General features: G+C 63.6%; 6 protein-coding genes. All 6 read left to right on the top strand.

Annotated elements, in window-relative coordinates; genetic code table 11:
- On the top strand, nucleotides 1-252 hold a 252-nt coding region (locus ACE3UY_RS15595; protein WP_374688421.1), incomplete at its 5' end, for a DAK2 domain-containing protein.
- Between the two features lie 84 nt (nucleotides 253-336).
- Nucleotides 337-1,845: a glycerol kinase GlpK gene (gene glpK / locus ACE3UY_RS15600; protein ID WP_374688422.1), complete on the top strand. Its 1,509-nt coding sequence runs from the start codon at nucleotides 337-339 to the stop codon at nucleotides 1,843-1,845.
- Between the two features lie 93 nt (nucleotides 1,846-1,938).
- Nucleotides 1,939-3,099, top strand: coding sequence for an FAD-dependent oxidoreductase (locus tag ACE3UY_RS15605; RefSeq protein ID WP_374688423.1), 1,161 nt, complete (start codon nucleotides 1,939-1,941; stop codon nucleotides 3,097-3,099).
- Nucleotides 3,100-3,107: 8 nt separating this feature from the next.
- Entirely contained in the window at nucleotides 3,108-3,827 is a 720-nt protein-coding gene (locus ACE3UY_RS15610) for a succinate dehydrogenase/fumarate reductase iron-sulfur subunit (protein WP_374688424.1), read from the top strand.
- A gap of 81 nt (nucleotides 3,828-3,908) precedes the next feature.
- Nucleotides 3,909-4,313 (top strand): succinate dehydrogenase, encoded by a 405-nt coding sequence (locus tag ACE3UY_RS15615; protein ID WP_374688425.1) that lies wholly within the window; start codon nucleotides 3,909-3,911, stop codon nucleotides 4,311-4,313.
- A gap of 37 nt (nucleotides 4,314-4,350) precedes the next feature.
- Nucleotides 4,351-4,746, top strand: a complete 396-nt coding sequence (locus tag ACE3UY_RS15620; RefSeq protein WP_374688426.1) for a hypothetical protein — start codon at nucleotides 4,351-4,353, stop codon at nucleotides 4,744-4,746.
- The last annotated feature ends 79 nt before the right edge of the window (nucleotides 4,747-4,825 follow it).

The following is a 4,825-nucleotide window of genomic DNA, read 5'->3' on the forward strand; positions in this document are numbered from 1 at the left end:
AAGACGATGATCGATGCCCTGCTGCCCGCTGTGCAAGCCCTGAAGTCGGCCGTGGCCGACGGCAAGAGCGTCACTGAGGCAGTGGCCGAAGCCGTGGCCGCCGCCGAGCAGGGGATGAAAGACACCATCCCGCTGCAGGCCCGCAAGGGTCGCGCCAGCTATCTCGGCGAGCGCAGCATCGGCCATCAGGACCCCGGCGCGACCTCGTCCTATCTGATTCTGAATGCCTTGTTGGCAATACTCAGAGCGTGATCAGCGGTCAGTAGTCAGTGGTCAGCCTGACCACTGCTCACTGACCACTGGTCACCGACCACTAATTCCAAGGAGAACCAGACAATGCCCAATTACGTAGCTGCAGTTGACCAGGGTACTACCAGTACCCGGTGCATGATCTTCAACCATGAGGGCCTGCCCGTCGGCATGCACCAAATGGAGCACAAGCAGATTTACCCCCAGGCCGGTTGGGTCGAGCACGACCCGATGGAGATTTGGGCGCGCACCCAGGACGTGATCAAGGGCGCGCTGAAGGCCGCCAACGTGAAGGCCAGCGACATCGCCGCCGTCGGTGTCACCAACCAGCGCGAGACGACGGTGGTCTGGGACAAGAACACCGGCAAGCCTTACTACAATGCCATCGTCTGGCAGGACACCCGCACCGACAAGCTCATCCGGGAGTTCGAAGGCGGCGTGGGCCAGAACCGCTTCCGCGACAAGGTCGGCCTGCCCCTGGCGACCTACTTCTCCGGCCCGAAGGTGCGCTGGATTTTGGACAACGTGCCGGAAGCCAAGGCAGCCGCCGAGCGCGGCGACGCCGTCTTCGGCAACATTGACACCTGGGTCATCTGGTGGCTGACCGGCGGCCCGAAGGGCGGGGCGCACGTCACCGACGTGTCCAACGCCAGCCGCACGATGTTGATGAACCTCTACACCCTGAACTGGGATGAGGAGATCGCCAAGGTCATGGGCGTGCCGCTCAGCATGCTGCCCAAGGTCATGCCCTCGTCGGCCGTCTACGGCCACACGTTGGAAGACGGCCCGTTTGGCGGCCGGATCCCCGTCGCCGGCGACCTGGGCGACCAGCAGGCGGCCACCGTCGGCCAGGCGGCCCTCAGCCCCGGCGAGGCCAAGAACACCTATGGCACCGGCTGCTTCATGATCATGAACACCGGCACCGAGGTCGTCCCGTCGAAGAGCGGCCTGCTCACGACGCTGTGCTACAAGTTCGGCGACAAGCCGGCCGTCTACGCGCTCGAAGGCTCCATCGCCATCACCGGCGCGCTCGTCCAGTGGTTGCGCGACAACCTGCACTTCTTTGACTACAGCCCGCACATCGAGGACTACGCCAAGTCGGTTGAGGACAACGGCGGCGTCTACTTCGTGCCGGCGTTCTCCGGTCTGTTCGCGCCCTACTGGAAGTCGGACGCCCGCGGGGCCATCGTCGGCCTGACCCGCTACGTCACCAAGGGCCACATCGCCCGCGCCGCCCTGGAGGCCACCGCCTACCAGACCCGCGAGGTGCTGGACGCGATGAACCAGGACTCCGGCGTGGATCTGACCGCCCTGAAGGTGGACGGCGGCATGGTCTACAACAACACCCTGATGCAGTTCCAGGCGGACGTGCTTGGCGTGCCGGTCATCCGGCCGCAGGTGGCGGAGACCACGGCCCTCGGCGCGGCCTATGCCGCCGGTCTGGCTGTCGGCTTCTGGCAGAACGAGGACGACATCCGCAAGAACTGGGCCATGGATAAGACCTGGGAGCCGGACCCCAACAGCAAGGCGGGGAGTGAGAACTACCGCATGTGGAAGAAGGCCGTCACGCGGACCTTCGACTGGGTAGAGCACTAGGAATTAGGGACTAGGGGCTAGGGGCCAGGGGTCAGGGAAGAGCGCTCTTCCCCCCTAGTCCCTAACGCCTAGTCCCTTGCTTTTGAGGGCATCATGGCGTCATTTCATGCGGTGATCATTGGCGGCGGCGGCACCGGGGCCGCGGTCGCCCACGACTTGACCCTGCGGGGCATGAAGGTCACTCTGGTGGAGCGCGGCGAGGTGACGTCCGGTACGACGGGCCGCCATCACGGCCTGCTCCACAGCGGCGCGCGCTATGCGGTCAAGGACAAAGAATCGGCCGTGGAGTGCATCGAAGAGAATACGATCCTGCGCCGCATCGCCCCCGGTTCCTTTGAGTTGAACGACGGCCTGTTCATCGCCCTGACCGAGGAAGAGGCCGCCTACAGTCATGAATTCATCGAAGCCTGCCACGAGTGCGGCATTCCCGCCCGCCGTCTGACGCGCGAGGAAGTACTCAGCCGCGAACCCAACGTCAACCCGGCCGTCATTATGGGCGTCCAGGTTCCCGACGCAACAATGGATGCCATGCGCATGCCGTTGCGCTTCTTCGCCACGGCCAAACATGCCGGCGCGACGATCAAGACCTATACCGAGGTGGTCGACTTTGTGAAACGCGGCAATGCCGTCAGCGCCATCCGCGTGCGCGACCACACGTCCAACAAAGAATACGAGATCGGCGGCGACCTCTTCATCAACGCCGGCGGCGCGTGGAGCGGCCGGATTGGGGCGATGGTCGGCGTCGATGTGCCCATCCGCCCCTCGCCGGGCGTCATGCTGGCCGTCTACGGCCGCCTGTGCAACATGGTTGTCAACCGGCTGCACGCCTCCGGCGACGGCGACATCATCGTGCCGCAGCGGGCGCTGTCGGTGATCGGCACCAGCTCGTGGGTCGTCGAAGACCCCGACAACCTGGGCCTGCCACAAGACCACATCGACATGATGGTCAAATACGGCTCGGAGCTTGTGCCCGCCGTGCGGACGGCCAAGTTCCGCGCGGCCTGGTCGGCGGCGCGCCCGCTCATCGGCCCGCGCGGCGCGGACACCGGCCGGGAGTTGAGCCGCACGTTCAAATGCTTCGACCACATCGACGAGGGCGTCGAGGGGTTTGTGACCATCACCGGCGGCAAGGCGACCACCCTGCGCGGCATGGCCGAGACCACGGCCAACGTCGTCTGCCAGAAGCTCGGCTTCCCCGTGCCCTGCCCGACGCGCGACTTCGTCCTGTTGCCGCACACCGCCTATTACGCCTGAGGAGTGATATGGTCGCACAAGAGATCGAATTCAAGGTCCTTCGCTACAAACAGGGCCAGTCCGCGCCGAGCCACCAGACATTCCGGGTGAAGTGCGACGAGAACACGACCGTCCTGGTGGCCCTTCAGGACATCCGGCGCGACCAGGACGGCACGCTCATCCTGCGCCACTCCTGTCACCACGCCAGTTGCGGCACGTGCGGCATGCGCATCAACGGCCGCGAAGAGTTGGGCTGCGTCGTCAAGGTGCTTGATTTGGGCACGCCGACGGTGACGGTGGAGCCAATGCGCAACATGCCCCTCATCAGCGATCTGGTGGTGGACATGGGGCCGTTTTACGATCGCTTCAACTCGGCCGGCATGCCCTTCATCCGTGAGAGCGAGTTCCTGGACGAGGCCGAGGTCGCCGAGGGCATCGAAGCCTATCAGCGCTGCGAGAACTGCATCGAGTGCAATCTGTGCGTCTCCGCTTGCCCCATCATGGGCACCGACCCGACGTACCTGGGGCCGGCGGCGCTGGCCGCCGCCTGGCGCGTGGTCGAAGAGCCGCGCGGGCTGGACTCCAAGCCGCTGTTCGACTGGGTGGACAGCGAGAATGGCTGCTGGCGCTGCCACGTGGCCTATGAGTGTAATGAGGCGTGCCCGTCGGGCGTCTACCCCGGCGACAAGATCATGTCCCTCCGCCGCGAACTGACGAAACGCAAGTTCCGCCGGCTGTTTGGAAGATAATTATGAATTATGAAATTAGGAGGAGTGGACAGACGCGATCGGCATGTTCCTGATTCCTGATTCATTGTGCGGAGAATACCTATGACAGATATTCAACCCACTACAGACCCGGTGCGGCCGAAGTCGCCTCTACGGGCCTGGTTCGACATACGCGGACGCAGCCTCAGTACCCTGGCCTTCGCTCTCAACCGGCTGACGGCCATCGGCCTGACCGTGTACCTGTTCCTGCACCTGGCGGTGCTCAGCCTGCTGCTGCGCGGCCCCGAGGGCTGGAACTCGTTCGTCGCCATCGCCCGGACGCCGCTCTTCCTGACGCTGGACGTGATCCTGCTGTTCGGCGTAGTCTATCACATGTTCAACGGCATCCGCGTCGCCCTGGTCGGCATGGGCATCGCCCACGCCCAGCACAAGACGCTGTTCTACGTGCTGGTCGGCATCGCCATGGTGCTCTTCGTCGTCGGCGCGATCCTGATTTATACCAAGTGACATCTGAATTTCATTCGTTATCGCTTAAGGAGTCGTTATGCAAAGCTCGATGTCACGCCGCTCGCTGGAACAGATGGCCGCCCAGCGCGACCGCTCAGGGTCGCTCTGGCTGGTTCAGGCCTTTTCCGGGCTATTGTTGGTCATCATCCTGGCTACGCACATGATAGCCCACCACTTCATCGTTGAAGGTGGGTTGCGCGACTTCCAACAGGTGCTCGACTACGTAGCCAACCCGATTGTGTTCGTCATCGAAGTCCTGTTCATCATCTTCGGTGTGGTTCATGCCTTGCTGGGTGTGCGAGCCATCGTTACCGACCTGCGGCCAAGCGCCGGCACGCTGCGCACAGTCAATTGGGTGTTGACCGTGGTCGGCGCGCTGGCGATCTTATACGGTTTGTGGCTCGCCATTTCTTTACAACGGCTGGCCGGCTAGACTCTCTCTAGACCTGACAGGTCTGGGAAACGCCTATGACCAAGAATACCAACAAATCGCCGGGCAACGGCAAACGCGA

This window comes from Promineifilum sp. (SeqCode) (assembly GCF_041918635.1).
Classification (GTDB): Bacteria; Chloroflexota; Anaerolineae; order Promineifilales; family Promineifilaceae; genus Promineifilum.